Origin of the sequence: Caballeronia sp. TF1N1 (genome assembly GCF_022878925.1) — a bacterium.
Taxonomy (GTDB): Bacteria; Pseudomonadota; Gammaproteobacteria; order Burkholderiales; family Burkholderiaceae; genus Caballeronia.
Window position 1 is genome coordinate 679,454 of record NZ_CP084628.1, and the last position, 13,204, is coordinate 692,657.

Sequence of the window (13,204 nt, forward strand, 5' to 3'; positions counted from 1 at the left end):
CAGTTACCTCGTCTGTCTGATTTGCGCTCGCAAACGTGAGCGCCTGATGAGCAGATTAAGGTTCGATGGCGTTCCGCACAGCCCCGCGGATGGGGGGACGTGAAGGAGGGACGACGTGCGCCCGCGTTCACGCGTCGAGCCGGAAGGCTGCTAGCGCGAGCCGAACGGCCGCATATCCGGCGATGGATCGGGCGACACGCCCTGCGCGACAGCCGCGTCGCTTTGCGCGCGCATGGCTCGCTGGAAACCATCGCGTTCGCGCAATCGGGACCAATAGCGCGCGATCGGCTCCGCGAAGCGTTCGTGCAAACCGATATGCTCCGCGAGCATCAACGCATAACCAACCGAGATATCCGCGGCCGTGAACCGCCCCGCGCATAAAAAAGCCTCGCGCTCCAGCAGCGGCACGAGCGTGCGCAGACGCGCATGAAACCACTTCGCGTAATCCTCGGCGACTTGCGGCTGCCGGCGCTCGGGCGGCTCCAGATGCGTGTAACGCAAGACGAGCGTCTGTGGAAACGTGAGCGTCGCCTCGCCGAAGTGCAGGAAGTTGAGATAGCGGCCGAAGTCCGCTTCGTGCGAACCGACATCAAGGGCGCCGGGCGAATAACGCGCCGCAAGATACTGACAAATCGCGGCCGATTCGGTCATGAAGAGCGCGTCGTCATTGAACGCCGGAATCGTACCGAGCGAGTTCACTTGCATGAACTCGCGCGCCACCACACGCGGCGGAAACGGCAGCATCTTCAGTTGGTACGGCACGCCGATTTCCTCGAGCGCCCAAAGCGGCCGGAACGACCGCGCGCTCACGCAATGATGCAGCGTGATCATCGCGTCACCCGAGCCATGACGGCTTGCGCTTTTCGAGGAAGCTCTGCACGCCCTCGCGCCCTTCGTCCGATGCCCGAATGCGCGCGATGCGTTCGGCCGTATCGGAGATCAACGAATCGTCGATGACCTTGCCCGCGAGTTCCGACACCAGCCGCTTGCACTCGCCCACGGCGTTCGGGCTGTTGGACGCGATGCCGTTCGCCATTGCATCGACGGTTCGGTCGAGCTCGCCGCTCGTCGTCAGTTGATGCACGAAGCCGATACGCAGCGCTTCCGTCGCATCGAAACGCTCGGCCGTCACGAAGTAGCGATGCGCGGCGCGCGCGCCCATCGCGCGAATGACGTAAGGCGCGATGGTCGCGGGCATGAGCCCGAGCTTCGCCTCCGATAGGCAGAAGTTCGCGCTGTCCACGCTCACCGCGATATCGCACGCGGCGACGAGGCCCATGCCGCCCGCGTAGGCATCGCCCTGCACGCTGGCGATCACCGGCTTCGCGCTCGTGTAGATGGTGTTGAGCATGGTCGCAAGCCCGAGCGCGTCCGCGCGGTTTTCCGCCTCCGAATATCCGGCCATGCGCTTCATATAGTTGAGGTCGGCGCCCGCGCAAAAGGCCGGGCCGTTCGCCGCGAGCACGATGACGCGCACGCTCGTGTCGTCGTTGAGCGCGCGAAAGGCGGCAGTCAGTTCGACGATGGTCGCGTCGTCGAAGGCGTTGCGTACATCGGCGCGATCCAGCGTCACGCGGGCGACGTGTCCCGTCACCGAGAGCTCGATGCGTTGCAGATTCATGGCGTCGGACATGTCCTTGTCTCCTTATGCTTGCCGCCGAAAGTTGAGCCGTGCTCAGTTCCAGGCGGATCATTTGCAAAGTTTCGGCGAACATCGCGGCGGCGGTCAATCGATTTTCATGAGTCTCACTCACACGAAATCATCCGAGGAGACCCATACTCGTCATGTGACGCAGCGAGCATGCCCGAACGCAATATAGTCGTATATATTACGGTGCTCGCCGGATCGCATGACCGCGCGAAGATCCAAGACCAGCAGCGCGCAATCCGGTGCAGCCAATAAAACAGAACCCAAGGAGCTTTACGTGAAGACTCGTTTGTTGCGCACTTTGCTTTCGTTGGCGGTGGGCTTCGCCGCTTCGTCGGCGTTTGCAGGCGAAGTGCAGATCGCCGTGGCGGCCAATTTCACGGCGCCCGTGCAGGCCATTGCAGCGGACTTCGAAAAGGATACCGGCAACAAGGTCGTCGCTTCGTTCGGCGCGACGGGTCAGTTCTATGCGCAGATCAAGAACGGCGCGCCCTTCGAAGTATTCCTCGCCGCCGACGACACCACGCCCGCCAAGCTCGAAAGCGAAGGCATGACGGTGCCGGGAAGCCGCTTCACTTACGCGACCGGGGCGCTCGCGTTGTGGTCGGCGAAGGAAGGTTACGTCGACGCCAAAGGCGAAGTGCTGAAGAAGAACCAGTTCACGCATCTGGCGATCGCCAATCCGAAAGCCGCGCCGTACGGACTTGCCGCCACGCAGACGCTCGACAAGCTCGGGCTCACGCAGGCGGTGGCATCGAAGATCGTCGAAGGGCAAAGCATCTCGCAAGCGCAGCAGTTCATCGCGACGGGCAATGCCGAACTCGGCTTCGTCGCGCTCTCGCAGATCTACAAGAACGGCAAGATCACGAGCGGTTCGGCGTGGATCGTGCCGGAATCGCTGCACGAGCCGATCAAGCAGGACGCGGTCATTCTCAACAAGGGCAAGGACAATCCGGTCGCGAAGCAGTTCGAGGATTACCTCAAGGGACCGAAGGCCGCCGAGGTGATCCGCTCGTTCGGCTATCAGCTCTGATTGTTCGCGATGCCGCTCGATAGCGCCGATCTCCAGGCCATCACGCTGACGCTCGAACTGGCGTCGCTGGCGACGGCGCTTCTGCTCGTCATCGGCACGCCTGTCGCGTGGTGGCTATCGCGCACGCGCTCGCGGGCGAAGGGTGTCGTCGGCGCGGTGGTGGCGTTGCCGCTCGTGCTGCCGCCTACCGTCATCGGCTTTTATCTGCTCGTGCTGATGGGGCCGAACGGCTACGTCGGCAAGCTCACGCAGGCGTCGGGCATCGGCCTCTTGCCCTTCACGTTCGCGGGGCTCGTAATCGGCTCGGTCATCTATTCGATGCCGTTCGTCGTGCAGCCACTGCAGAACGCGTTTGAAGCCATCGGCAGCCGTCCGCTCGAAGCCGCCGCGACCTTGCGCGCGGGACCGTGGGACACGTTCTTCACTGTCGTGTTGCCGCTTGCGCGGCCGGGCATCGTCACGGCGACGATCCTCGGTTTTGCGCACACGGTCGGCGAATTCGGCGTCGTGCTGATGATAGGCGGCAATATTCCCGGGCGCACGCGCGTGGTCTCCGTGCAGATCTTCGATCACGTCGAAGCGCTCGAATACGCGCAGGCGCACTGGCTCGCGGGCGGCATGGTGCTGTTCTCGTTCATCGTGCTGTTGCTGCTCTATTCGAGCCGTCGATCGGCGGCGGTGCATGCCTGAAATCTCATCGACCGGTCAAGCCATCGAGGCGCGCTTTCTCGTCGAACAAGGCCGCTTCACGCTCGATGTCGATCTGCGCTTGCCGGGACGCGGCGTGACCGCGCTCTTCGGCCATTCGGGTTCCGGCAAGACCACGCTGCTGCGCTGTCTCGCGGGACTCGCACGGCCGCGCGCGGGAAGGCTCGTCGTCAATGGCGACGTGTGGCTCGATACCGACCGCAACGTTTTTCTGCCGACGCACAAGCGTCCGCTCGGCTACGTTTTTCAGGAAGCCAGTCTTTTCGCGCACTTGAGCGTGCGCAAGAATCTTCGCTATGGGCTCGATCGCGTGGCGGCAAGCGAGCGACGCGTCGACCTGGAACAGGCGGCGGAACTGCTTGGCATCGGGCATCTGCTGGAGCGCGATCCAGGCGGATTGTCGGGCGGCGAACGCCAGCGCGTGGGCATTGCGCGGGCGCTGTTGACGAGTCCGCGTCTCTTGCTTCTCGACGAACCGCTCGCCGCGCTCGATCAGAAACGCAAGCTCGAAATCCTGCCGTATCTCGAACGTCTGCACGACGAGCTCGATATCCCCGTGCTGTACGTGACCCACGCGCCCGAGGAAGTCGCGCGCCTCGCGGATCACCTCGTTCTGCTCGAAGCCGGCCGCGCGCTGGCGAGCGGCGCAATTGCCGATACGCTCGCGCGGCTCGATCTGCCGCTCGCGCTCGCCGACGATGCATCGGTGGTGCTGGAAGGCATCGTCGCCGATCACGATGCGCGTTATGGTTTGCTGTCGCTCGCGCTGCCGGGCGGGCGCGCCTCGCTCACCGTCGTGCATGCGCCAGTCGAACGAGGCCGCGCGATGCGTGTCGCCGTGAAAGCGCGCGACGTAAGCCTGATCGCCGGCAATGAACCGCACACGTCGAGCAGCGTTCTCAATCTGCTGCCCGCAGTCGTGTCCGACATCGCCGACGATGCCGACCCCGCGCAAGTCGTCGTGCGCCTCGACGTGGACGGCTCGCCGCTCCTCGCGCGCATCACGCGTTATTCGCTGGACCGGCTAGGGATTGTCGCGGGCGTGCGGGTCTGGGCGCAGGTAAAGGCCGTCTCGCTGCTCGCCTGATCGCGGCGCTCTTTCAGCGCGGCGTATTGCAGCAGCATGATGGTCTTGCCGTCGGCGATTTCTCCGCTGTCGATCATGGCCAGCGCTTTCTCCAACGGCACCTCGATCACTTCGATTTCCTCGCCTTCGTCCTCCACGCCGCCGCCGTCACTGACGCGCATGGAGCCGTCGTATTCGCCGAGATAAAAGTAGAGTTTCTCCGTCACCGATCCGGGGCTCATGAACGCCTCGAAGATCTTTTCGACGTGCTGCACGCGATACCCGGTTTCCTCCTCGACTTCGGCGCGAATGCGCTCTTCCGGCGTCGAGTTGTCGAGCAGGCCACCAGGCGCTTCGATCAACATGCCGTCGTGGCCGTTGACGAAAGCCGGCATGCGAAATTGGCGCGTCAGGAGCACGTGGCCGTTATGCCGGTTACGCAGCAAGATGGTCGCGCCGTTGCCGCGATCGTAGGTCTCACGGCTCTGGCGCTGCCACGTGCCGTCGCGGCGCAGAAAGTCGAAAGTGACCTTTCTCAGCACGTACCAGTCGTCGGATAAAACAGCGGTATCGAGCACGCGTACTCGTTCCTTGGTCTCAGTCATTGCAGTCTTCCATGGCGTGGTGGTGCCTTCCATGGTAACGTGCAGTTTCGTGCAATTACAAGCAAATTCGTGCAACGATCATGCTCACGAGTCAACGCAAGAAAACAATCCTCGACGCCCTCGCGCGTGACGGTCAGGTGCTCGCCAGCGAGTTGAGCGCGAGTTTCGGCGTGTCGGAAGACACGGTGCGCCGCGATCTACGCGAGTTGGCTGCGGAAGGTCTGCTGCAACGCGTGCACGGCGGCGCCCTGCCCGCCTCTCCGGCCGTGGCGCCGTTTGCGCGTCGGCAGGAAATGGAATCGGAGGCGAAGCGCCGTATCGCGCGGCGCGCCGTGGAGATGATCGAACCGGGGCAAATCGTGATAGTCGATGGCGGCACGACTTCGGCCTTGCTCGTACAGCAACTTCCCGCGAGCCTCGCGGTTACGATCGTCACGCATAGTCCGAGCGTGGCCGTCGCGCTCGCCGAACACGCGACGGTGGAAGTCGTGCTGATCGGCGGCAAGCTTTTCAAGCATTCCATCGTCACGGTCGGCGCGGCGGCCGTCGAAGCGATGTCGCATATCCACGCCGATCTGTATTTCATGGGCGTCACGGGCGTTCATCCCACTGCCGGGCTGACCACCGGCGATTTCGAGGAAGCGCATATCAAACGCGCGCTCGCGGCGCGCGCGGCGGAGACCGTCGTGCTCGCGTCTGCCGCCAAGCTCAACGCGGCATCGCCATACCGTATCGGCGATATCGAGCTTGCGCAGACGGTCATCGTCGAAAGTGCGACGGATGCACGTCTCACCGATCCCATCGAACAAGCAGGCGTGACCATCCTTCGCGCCTGATCGATGCCGCAACTTGTTACGGGGTAACGCGCCGAAAGAATCATCGGGAGAGCCGTAATTGAATTTCCTCCGCAACTGGAATAGCGTAGAAAAATACGCCAAACGCGGTCCGGGCAGGAATTCTCCATGCTGTACGGGTAACGGGTCAGGCGATAATTTTTGGAGAAATGTCGTGAATCGCGTGAAGGCTCTCATCGCGTTGTCGGCGCTTGCCGCGGCGGGTTTCGCCGCCACGGCGCACGCGGGCGGTCACGTCGGCGTGTTTATCGGCGGGCCGCTGTACTACCCGTATCCGGTGGCGCCCGTGCCGTACTACTATGCGCCGCCGCAGGTCATCGTTCCGGCGCCCGCCGCGCCGACCACTTATGTCGAGCAAGGCCAGCCCGACCAATCACAGGCTCAGGCTCAGTCGGGCGGCACTTGGTATTACTGCGAGGGATCGCGCACGTACTACCCGTATGTCAAGCAGTGTCCCGGTGGATGGCGCGAAGTTCCGGCGCAACCCCCGCCGCCATCGAATTGAATCGAAGCTGGCTTTTATGAATACTCGCAGGCTCGTTATTTTTCTCGCGCTCTCAGGCTTGGGTCTGTCCGCGTGCACGGTCATGCCGACCGGACCCAGCGTGATGGCGCTGCCCGGCACCGGCAAGACCTTCGACCAGTTCCGCGCGGACGACGCATCGTGCCGTCAGTTCGCGTTTCAGCAAACGGGCGGCGTCACCGCAGATCAGGCTGCGACGAACAGCGCGGTGGGGAGCGCCGTGGTTGGGACCGCCATCGGTGCGGCAGCGGGCGCGGCGTTCGGCGGCGGCACGGGTGCGGCTATCGGCGCGGGCGCGGGATTGTTGACCGGCAGCGCGGTCGGCATGGGCGCGGCGCAAACGTCGGGCTACGGCGTGCAGCGCCGCTACGACTACGCGTATCTGCAGTGCATGTACGCAGCGGGCGATCGTGTTCCGGTCGCAGGTCCGTTGCGCACCGCGCCACCGAACGGCGCGGCGTATTACGCGCCGCCACCGCCGCCTCCGCCGGGCATGCCACCGCCTCCTCCGCCTTCGAGCTGACATCGACACGCGCCGCTTGAGCCTTCCTCAGCGGCGCTTTTTTTACGAAGGCATCGCAGCTCAGAGACGCGGTTTCCATTGATCATCGTCGGGGCGCGCCAGTGCCGGCGCCACGATTCCCGGCGCCACGAGCAGTCCGGTCACCCAGCCGATATAAAACCGCAGATCGCTGAAGAACTCGGCTGTGTCGTAAAGGCGAAACGACTGCACGTGCGCGAGCCATAGCACGCATTGCACCGCGCCCGAGAGCACGAGCCACGCAAGCGCGATCACCGCGAGTGCCCGTGCGCAGCGGCGAAACGTGTCCGCATCCCACTGTTCGCGCACGATGATGCATCCCGAGATCAGCACGAGAATCGCCGGAATCACGCTCGTGACCAGCACGTGCGTCTGCCATTCGAAGAGCACGCCGGTCAGGTAGCTGAAGATCACGGCGAGCCCGGCTGCGGTCCACATCATCCAGACTGCCCCGCGCGCCGACATCCACGCAATCGTGATGACGAACGGGATCGCCGCCCATTGCAGCGCCTGTCCCACCGCCTTCGCGAGGTTCTCGCTGGCCTGTTCGTTCGAATGGCTCGCCGCTACATACACGGTGATCGCTTCGTGCACGCACACCGCGACGACCGCGAAGCTCAACGCTTCGCACGCGGCGAAGGCGGGCGATTTCTCCGCGCGATGCACGTGTCCCTGCAACCCGCGCAAGCGCTCCAGCAGCGGCTCGACGAAGAACGCGAGAATCGCGCCGATGAGCAACGCGGCGGCGGCATCCCTGAAAGAGAAATGTCCGAAGAGCGAGAACAGCCCTTGCCAGAGAAACTCGGGCGCGGCGGCGCACACCGCCACCCACAGCGCAAAAAAGAAACCGTTCGAAGCGAGTCTGAACGGCATGATGACCTCGATGGTCGATGAGCGCTGCGTTAGAGAGGAGCTTGCGGCAAATCGGCGGCCACGACGCGCGCCGCGATGGCATTTCGCACGCGCTCGCGCAGCCCGGGCGGCATGCCGAAACCTTCGTAGGCGAGCGCTTGCGCCACGGTCACGACCTTCATCTCTTCATAGCGCCGCCCGCTGCCGATGAGCGCCTCGAACGCATTCGCGCGCTCGTTGATCTCGATGGGATCGGCATCGACGAGCAGAACGGCGTGAGCCAGCACGGCATGGCGCGGTTGCTCGTCGAGGGACGACGACACGCGCCGCCAGTATTGCGCCGTGCCGGCGATCTTGCGCGCATCGTGGCCGGGACCCCAGGCGAGATTGAAGCGGCCATCGCAGAACGAACCTTCTACCGCTTGCCAGTGCGTGAGCACGCCGAGGGTGTTGAGCGCATCCGCGATGATGCCGCACAGATGCAGATAGACCGGCTCGGCAAGCGCGCCCATCGGCGCGTGCACGGGATACGCGAGACTCAGATTGAGAATGCCGGGACCTTGTGGAACCAGCCCGCCGCCCGACAAACGCAGCCAGACGGGACAGCCGCGTCGCGCGAAATCATCGCGAGCATCGGCCAAAGGCGCATAACGCTGATAACTGCGCGGCACGATCAGCGAGCGCGGCGCTTCCCACAGATGCGCCACCGCATCGCCCGCTTTCGCGCGGTCGAGCAGCGCTTCCTCGGCTTGCAGCGGATTCCCGGGCAGCGTTTCGAAATCGAGCAATTCGAAGGGCATGGAGTGGATGTCAGGACGCGCGGTGACAGCGACATCGCACATAGTAGCGAAGAAGCGGGCGCGCGGCTGAGAACGCGCCGCCGCGACGGCGCGTTGCCTCGACCCTGCGCGCGATCAGACGGTCTTGCCCACATGCTCCTTTAACAACGCGTTGACCTCGTTGGCTTTCTCCATCTGGCTCATGTGCCCGGCATCGTCGAATACGCGCACGGTCGCATGCTTCGGCGCGTTTTCGGCATGCGCCGCCGGGATGATCTGGTCCTTCGCGCCCCAGATCACGAGCACCGGCTTGCCGCTTTCCGCAAGCTTTCTTCCGGGCTGACCGCTCTGGCTGCCACCGCCGAAGAGCGCGCCACCGAGCGCAGTCAGTGCTTCGCTCACGCCATCCAGACGCTTGTATTTGAGCAAGTCGTCGAGCATTTGGCGGCTGACGAGCTCCGGATTGGCGAACAGCAGCTCGACCACTGGCTTCAGCTCGCGACGCGATTGCGCGCTCACGAAACCCTCGGTGTACGCGTTGTTCACTTCATCGCCGAAACCGGAGGGCGACACGAGCGCGACCGATTGCACGCGCGCGGGCGCATCGACGGCGAGTTGCGCGGCGATGCCGCCGCCCATGGAGTGCCCGACCAGATGCGCCTTTTCGATATTCACCGCGTCCATGAAGTGCGCGACGAAGCGCGCGAGATCGGCGAGCGTCGTGCCCGGCACCTTGGGCGTCGATTGCCCGTGGCCCGGCAAATCGAGCGCGAACACGCGAATGTGTTCGGCGAGCGCGTCGAGATTGAAGAGCCAGTTGTCGAGATCGCCGCCAAAACCGTGGATGAACAGCACCGCGGACTTGCCCGCATCGTCGCCGCCGCGCGCGGCATAGCGCACGCGAATGCCGTCGACATCGACGAAGTGATATGCCGACGCCGCTTCGTCGCCCTCGCCTTCCTCGTCCGGCGGCGTTTCGTAGGACGACACGTAGGCGTCGATATCGGCGTCGCTAACCTCGGCCGGCGCGAGCACGCCGAGGAGCGCTTTCACCGGCAGCGTGTCGCCCGCCGACGCAACCCTGCGGCGCAACGTACCCGCGTCGGGCGCTTCCACCGCGTTGGCGATCTTGTCGGTTTCGACATCGAGAATCGGCATGCCGACGGCGATCTGCGCGCCCTCTTCCACGAGCCACTCGTTTACCGTGCCTTCCTTCATCGACAAGCCCCATTTGGGCATGACGATCGGTGTGATTGCGGGCATCAGTGCTTTCCTCCTTTCATCGTTTTACGCGCGGCGTCGGCGATTTGTGCAGCGCTCGGAATGTACAGATCTTCGAGCGTTGGCGAGAACGGCACGGGGGTGTGCGGCGGCGCGACCATTTCGATGGCTGCTTTCAGCGCGCCGAACGCTCGCTGCGCGACTTGCGCCGAGATATCCGTGGCGATGTTGCAGCGCGGACTCGCTTCATCGACGACGACGAGTCTTCCCGTGTTCTCGACCGTTTCGAGCACGGTGTCCATATCGAGCGGCGACAGCGAGCGCAGATCGACGATCTCGGCTTCGATGCCTTCCTTCGCGAGCGTCGCGGCCGCCTCCAGCGCGCGGTGCACCATCAACCCGTAAGTGACGATGGACACATCCTTGCCGTCGCGCACGATGTTGGCCTCGCCGAACGGAATGGCATACGAGTTCTCGGGCACTTCGCCTTCGAAACCGTAAAGGTTCTTGTGCTCGCAGAAGATGACCGGGTCGTTGTCGCGAATCGCCTGAATCAAGAGGCCCTTGGTGTCGTAAGGCGTGGACGGACAGACGACCTTGAGACCGGGAATATGCGTGAAAAGCGGCGTCAGCATCTGGCTATGCTGAGCGGCCGCGCGAAAGCCCGCGCCGACCATCGCGCGAATCACGACGGGCGTTTCGGCCTTGCCGCCGAACATGTAGCGGAACTTGGCGGCCTGATTGAAGATCTGGTCGAAACACACGCCCATGAAGTCGATGAACATCAATTCCGCGATCGGCCGCATGCCGCACGCCGCCGCGCCGATTGCCGCGCCCACGTACGCCGATTCGGAGAGCGGCGTGTCGAGCAGCCGGTCGCCGTGCTTGGCGTACAGTCCTTTCGTGACGCCCAGCACGCCGCCCCACGCGTCTTTCTCGCCGTCCGCGCCGGCGCCGCCGACGATATCCTCGCCAAGCAGAATCACGCTCGGATCGCGGGTCATTTCCTGGTCGATGGCTTCGTTGATCGCCATCTTCATGCTCAGTTTTCGGGCCATGATGATTTGTCTCGCTAAGTGTTTTGAATGGGCGATCAATACTTCACGTACACGTCGGTGAGCAGGTCGGCCGCGGCCGGCAGTGGCGCGTCCTTCGCTTCCTGCACGGCGCGGTCGATCAGCGCGGCGACTTCGCGGTCGATGGCATCGAGTTCGCCGGGAGAGATCACGTCGGCTTGCGTCACGGCATGCGCGAACTTCTTCAGGCAATCCTTGTTCGAGCGGATATCGTCGAGTTCGCCGGGCGCGCGGTACGTCTGCGCATCGCCTTCGAAGTGGCCGTAGAAGCGGATCATCTTGCATTCGAGCAGCGCCGGGCCGCCGCCTTCACGCGCTCGGCGGATCACTTCGCCCGCTGCTTCGTGCACCGCGAAGAAGTCGGTGCCATCCACCGTCACGCCGGGAATGCCGAAGCCCGCCGCGCGATCCACGTAGCTATCCACCGCCGTGCCGTAATCGCGCGCGGTCGATTCCGCGTAGCCGTTGTTCTCGATCACGAAGATCACCGGCAGATTCCACACCGCCGCGAGATTCAGGCTTTCGAGAAAGGTGCCCTGGTTCGACGCGCCATCGCCCGCGAAGGTGATGCCCACTTCGCCCTTGCCGCGAAACTTCGCCGCGAGCGCCGCGCCGCAGATCAATGGCGCGCCCGCACCGAGAATGCCGTTCGCGCCCATCATCCCTTTGGACAGGTCGGCGATATGCATGGAGCCGCCCTTGCCGTTGCACGAGCCGCCCTTTCTGCCGTAGATCTCTTTCATCATGGCGACGGGATCGACGCCTTTCGCGATGCAGTGCCCATGTCCGCGATGCGTGCTCGCAATGCGGTCGCCGTCGTTCAGGTGATGCATGATGCCGACGCCCGCCGCCTCTTCGCCCGCATAGAGATGGACGAAACCGGGGATGTCGCCGCGACCGAAATCGACGTGCAGACGCTCTTCGAAATCGCGGATCGTGCGCATCTTGCGGTAGACACTCAGCAGTTCTTCTTTCGATAACGGCAAGCCTCCCGCATGCTGCGGGGTTTGCGACGATGTCATGTCTGTCTCCTTCGATCGGGTTAAACGACGGTGCTGGCAGTGTTGCCGGATAAGCGCATGAGTCCGGCGCGCGCGGCATAGCGCATGCACGCGGCGACATCGATGCTGCGAAACGCGTTCTCACGCAAGGTGATGGTCACTTCGTCGCCGGGGCCGAAAGCAAGCTCGCGCTCGCCGTCCAGCGCGACGATGCCCGCGCGCTGCTTGACGTGTTGCGGCACACCGTCGGCCAGGCGCTGCCAGCTTGCGATCGGCACGCGCTCCATCAAGCCCGGCGCAATGGGCGCGCAAAGTTCGAATTCGCCCTTGCCCGTTGCGGCCAGTTCGACGGCGAGGCCGCCCGGCTCGTGACGGCCGATTGGTTCGAGCAAGCCCGCGATGGCCGACATGCCGATGGCCTGCGGATCGGCATAAGACACGTAGACGGCCGCGAGCGTGTCGATCTTCCAGAGCGCGCGTGCGCCGACGAATTTTTCGTGCGAGATGACGGCATCGACGAGCGCGATGTCATGGCGCACGGCGCCGTTCTGATCGCGTATGTCGATGTCGAGGCGCTTGTTCGACATGAGCGCCTGCGCAGCCGGAATGCGGCCGGTGGCATAAAGACCCGTGGCAAGCCCGGAGATGGTCGGCTCGCGCATTTCCGGGTAGGCGTTGTTCGTGCCCGTCGATAAGCCCGCGAGCGGCACCGCGCCGCACTCGCGCACCACCGCGCGATGCGTGCCGTCGCCGCCCAGCACGATGAGCGCCGCCGCGCCCGCGTCCTGCATCATGCGCGCCGCGCGAAAGGTGTCGTCGACCCGCGCGGTCACGGGCATATCGAGGAATTCGACGCTCGCGAGATCCGCGTCGTGCCCGTGCTTGCGCGCGAGATGACGCGCGAGCATGACCTTGAGCCCTTCGCGATCCGGCATCATCAGGACGCGCTCGACGCCGCACGCCGCAAGCGACGACAAGAGCCGCAGCACGATATTCACGCGATCCGCGAGTTGCAGGCTGTTCGCGTTGGCGATCACGCGCCGGATGTCGCGCGCCGAAACCGGATTGGCGATGATGCCGACGAGCGGCTCGACGCTGTCACGCATGCTGGTGTCTCCGTTGGCCCTGGCCGAAAGAAAGACGCTTCGTCGGGCGTTGGAACGGTTGTGAGGCGAGTAAAGGCAAGCGCTATGCCAATTGGAATAGCGAGGGATTACCCGGAAATAACGGGTGTTTTACGAGAGGTAGTGCACGTTGCACGCGTGCCGCCGTGACAGGTGTCACAGCGGCAGGTGTC

The 13,204-nt window shown here is 64.1% G+C and carries 15 protein-coding genes; 6 read left to right on the forward strand and 9 right to left on the reverse strand.

Annotated elements, in window-relative coordinates; genetic code table 11:
• Nucleotides 1–150: 150 nt before the first annotated feature.
• Complete coding sequence (locus tag LDZ28_RS23845; RefSeq protein WP_244829854.1) at nucleotides 151–831, reverse strand: glutathione S-transferase family protein; 681 nt, start codon at nucleotides 829–831, stop codon at nucleotides 151–153.
• A 4-nt stretch (nucleotides 832–835) separates the two neighbouring features.
• Entirely contained in the window at nucleotides 836–1,621 is a 786-nt protein-coding gene (locus tag LDZ28_RS23850; RefSeq protein WP_370652264.1) for an enoyl-CoA hydratase/isomerase family protein, read from the reverse strand.
• Between the two features lie 304 nt (nucleotides 1,622–1,925).
• Between LDZ28_RS23850 and modA the strand changes: the two genes are divergently transcribed.
• Genes modA through modC form a run of 3 tightly spaced genes read left to right on the forward strand, consistent with a single transcriptional unit; the run spans nucleotide 1,926 to nucleotide 4,476 of the window.
• Nucleotides 1,926–2,681, forward strand: a complete 756-nt coding sequence (modA, locus tag LDZ28_RS23855; protein ID WP_244829856.1) for a molybdate ABC transporter substrate-binding protein — start codon at nucleotides 1,926–1,928, stop codon at nucleotides 2,679–2,681.
• Between the two features lie 9 nt (nucleotides 2,682–2,690).
• Nucleotides 2,691–3,371, forward strand: coding sequence for a molybdate ABC transporter permease subunit (modB, locus tag LDZ28_RS23860; protein ID WP_244829857.1), 681 nt, complete (start codon nucleotides 2,691–2,693; stop codon nucleotides 3,369–3,371).
• Nucleotides 3,364–4,476: a molybdenum ABC transporter ATP-binding protein gene (gene modC / locus LDZ28_RS23865; protein ID WP_244829858.1), complete on the forward strand. Its 1,113-nt coding sequence runs from the start codon at nucleotides 3,364–3,366 to the stop codon at nucleotides 4,474–4,476. The genes modB and modC overlap by 8 nt, the downstream gene beginning before the upstream one ends.
• Here the strand turns inward: modC and LDZ28_RS23870 are convergent.
• Entirely contained in the window at nucleotides 4,398–5,060 is a 663-nt protein-coding gene (locus LDZ28_RS23870; protein WP_244829859.1) for an NUDIX domain-containing protein, read from the reverse strand. The two genes, modC and LDZ28_RS23870, sit on opposite strands and share 79 nt — an antisense overlap.
• A gap of 80 nt (nucleotides 5,061–5,140) precedes the next feature.
• On the opposite strand from LDZ28_RS23870, the gene LDZ28_RS23875 reads away from it, so the two are divergent.
• The 3 genes from LDZ28_RS23875 to LDZ28_RS23885 all read left to right on the forward strand — a co-directional run bounded on the left by LDZ28_RS23875 (nucleotide 5,141) and on the right by LDZ28_RS23885 (nucleotide 6,960).
• Nucleotides 5,141–5,896: a DeoR/GlpR family DNA-binding transcription regulator gene (locus LDZ28_RS23875; protein WP_244829860.1), complete on the forward strand. Its 756-nt coding sequence runs from the start codon at nucleotides 5,141–5,143 to the stop codon at nucleotides 5,894–5,896.
• A gap of 172 nt (nucleotides 5,897–6,068) precedes the next feature.
• A complete protein-coding gene (locus tag LDZ28_RS23880) occupies nucleotides 6,069–6,419 on the forward strand; it encodes a hypothetical protein (RefSeq protein ID WP_244829861.1) in 351 nt (116 codons plus the stop codon).
• Between the two features lie 16 nt (nucleotides 6,420–6,435).
• A complete protein-coding gene (locus tag LDZ28_RS23885) occupies nucleotides 6,436–6,960 on the forward strand; it encodes a YMGG-like glycine zipper-containing protein (RefSeq protein WP_244829862.1) in 525 nt (174 codons plus the stop codon).
• A 60-nt stretch (nucleotides 6,961–7,020) separates the two neighbouring features.
• On the opposite strand, the gene LDZ28_RS23890 is transcribed toward LDZ28_RS23885, so the two are convergent.
• From LDZ28_RS23890 to LDZ28_RS23915, 6 genes are all read right to left on the reverse strand, one after another.
• Nucleotides 7,021–7,851, reverse strand: a complete 831-nt coding sequence (locus tag LDZ28_RS23890) for a hypothetical protein (RefSeq protein WP_244829863.1) — start codon at nucleotides 7,849–7,851, stop codon at nucleotides 7,021–7,023.
• Nucleotides 7,852–7,880: 29 nt separating this feature from the next.
• Nucleotides 7,881–8,630 carry a lipoate--protein ligase family protein gene (locus tag LDZ28_RS23895; protein WP_244829864.1) on the reverse strand — a complete coding sequence of 250 codons (750 nt, stop codon included), beginning with the start codon at nucleotides 8,628–8,630 and terminating at the stop codon, nucleotides 7,881–7,883.
• A 114-nt stretch (nucleotides 8,631–8,744) separates the two neighbouring features.
• Nucleotides 8,745–9,872 (reverse strand): acetoin dehydrogenase dihydrolipoyllysine-residue acetyltransferase subunit, encoded by a 1,128-nt coding sequence (locus LDZ28_RS23900; protein ID WP_244829865.1) that lies wholly within the window; start codon nucleotides 9,870–9,872, stop codon nucleotides 8,745–8,747.
• A complete protein-coding gene (locus LDZ28_RS23905; RefSeq protein ID WP_244829866.1) occupies nucleotides 9,872–10,888 on the reverse strand; it encodes an alpha-ketoacid dehydrogenase subunit beta in 1,017 nt (338 codons plus the stop codon). The genes LDZ28_RS23900 and LDZ28_RS23905 overlap by 1 nt, the downstream gene beginning before the upstream one ends.
• Nucleotides 10,889–10,923: 35 nt before the next feature.
• Nucleotides 10,924–11,928, reverse strand: coding sequence for a thiamine pyrophosphate-dependent dehydrogenase E1 component subunit alpha (locus LDZ28_RS23910; RefSeq protein WP_244829867.1), 1,005 nt, complete (start codon nucleotides 11,926–11,928; stop codon nucleotides 10,924–10,926).
• A 20-nt stretch (nucleotides 11,929–11,948) separates the two neighbouring features.
• On the reverse strand, nucleotides 11,949–13,013 hold the full coding sequence (locus tag LDZ28_RS23915) for an ATP-NAD kinase family protein (RefSeq protein WP_244829868.1): 1,065 nt from the start codon (nucleotides 13,011–13,013) through the stop codon (nucleotides 11,949–11,951).
• Nucleotides 13,014–13,204: the final 191 nt, after the last annotated feature.

Coding starts and splice junctions, on each gene's coding strand:
- LDZ28_RS23845 (WP_244829854.1), bottom strand. CDS start 831: ATGATCACGCTGCATCATTGCGTGAGCGCGCGGTCGTTCCGGCCGCTT.
- LDZ28_RS23850 (WP_370652264.1), bottom strand. CDS start 1,621: ATGAATCTGCAACGCATCGAGCTCTCGGTGACGGGACACGTCGCCCGC.
- modB (WP_244829857.1), top strand. CDS start 2,691: ATGCCGCTCGATAGCGCCGATCTCCAGGCCATCACGCTGACGCTCGAA.
- modC (WP_244829858.1), top strand. CDS start 3,364: ATGCCTGAAATCTCATCGACCGGTCAAGCCATCGAGGCGCGCTTTCTC.
- LDZ28_RS23870 (WP_244829859.1), bottom strand. CDS start 5,060: ATGACTGAGACCAAGGAACGAGTACGCGTGCTCGATACCGCTGTTTTA.
- LDZ28_RS23875 (WP_244829860.1), top strand. CDS start 5,141: ATGCTCACGAGTCAACGCAAGAAAACAATCCTCGACGCCCTCGCGCGT.
- LDZ28_RS23885 (WP_244829862.1), top strand. CDS start 6,436: ATGAATACTCGCAGGCTCGTTATTTTTCTCGCGCTCTCAGGCTTGGGT.
- LDZ28_RS23890 (WP_244829863.1), bottom strand. CDS start 7,851: ATGCCGTTCAGACTCGCTTCGAACGGTTTCTTTTTTGCGCTGTGGGTG.
- LDZ28_RS23895 (WP_244829864.1), bottom strand. CDS start 8,630: ATGCCCTTCGAATTGCTCGATTTCGAAACGCTGCCCGGGAATCCGCTG.
- LDZ28_RS23900 (WP_244829865.1), bottom strand. CDS start 9,872: ATGCCCGCAATCACACCGATCGTCATGCCCAAATGGGGCTTGTCGATG.
- LDZ28_RS23905 (WP_244829866.1), bottom strand. CDS start 10,888: ATGGCCCGAAAACTGAGCATGAAGATGGCGATCAACGAAGCCATCGAC.
- LDZ28_RS23910 (WP_244829867.1), bottom strand. CDS start 11,928: ATGACATCGTCGCAAACCCCGCAGCATGCGGGAGGCTTGCCGTTATCG.
- LDZ28_RS23915 (WP_244829868.1), bottom strand. CDS start 13,013: ATGCGTGACAGCGTCGAGCCGCTCGTCGGCATCATCGCCAATCCGGTT.